This window comes from Staphylococcus sp. EG-SA-2, from assembly GCF_017152085.1.
On the sequence record NZ_JACYHC010001186.1, the window covers coordinates 1 to 654 of the forward strand.

The window sequence follows — 654 nt, forward strand, 5'->3', positions numbered from 1 at the left end:
CTTTTTCAATACTCAAATTAATATCTTTTAAAATTGGAGCTTCGTTATCGTTATATTGAAAACTAACATGATCAATATCAATACGACCTTGTTTAATTTCAATAGGTTGAGCACCAACACCATTTTTAATGTCATAATCTTCGTCAATTAATTGGAATACACGGTCCATTGAAGCAAAACTTTGCGTTAAAGTTGTAAATGATGCGACTAAACGACGTAAAGGCCCGAACAATAACTCTAAGTATCCAACAAATGCTGCAAGTGTACCTACTGTGATTGATCCAGAAATAGCAAGATATGCACCAACACCGATGACAATAATTGGTCCAATATCTGTAACTGTATTAATTGCGGCAAAGGAATAGGCATTCCATCTTGTATGTTTCAACGCACGTGTTAAGAAATTAGTATTCTTTTTATCAAAGTTTTTCGCTTCATTGTCTTCAATCGCAAAACTTTTAACGACTGAAATACCTTGAACACGTTCATGCAAGAATCCTTGAACCTCAGCTAATGCTTGCGATCTCTCACGCGTCAATTTTCTTAATCTTCCAAAGAAAACGTACACCGTTAAAATGTAAAATGGGAAGATAAACAGTGCTGCTAAAGTCAATTTCACATCTAAAAAGAACATTATGGATAGTGCAATAATAA

The 654-nt window shown here is 34.1% G+C and carries 1 pseudogene; it reads right to left on the minus strand.

Going from position 1 to position 654, the window contains the following annotated elements:
• Positions 1-654: pseudogene (locus tag IDG60_RS28105) on the minus strand (SAV1866 family putative multidrug efflux ABC transporter); the annotation flags it as partial.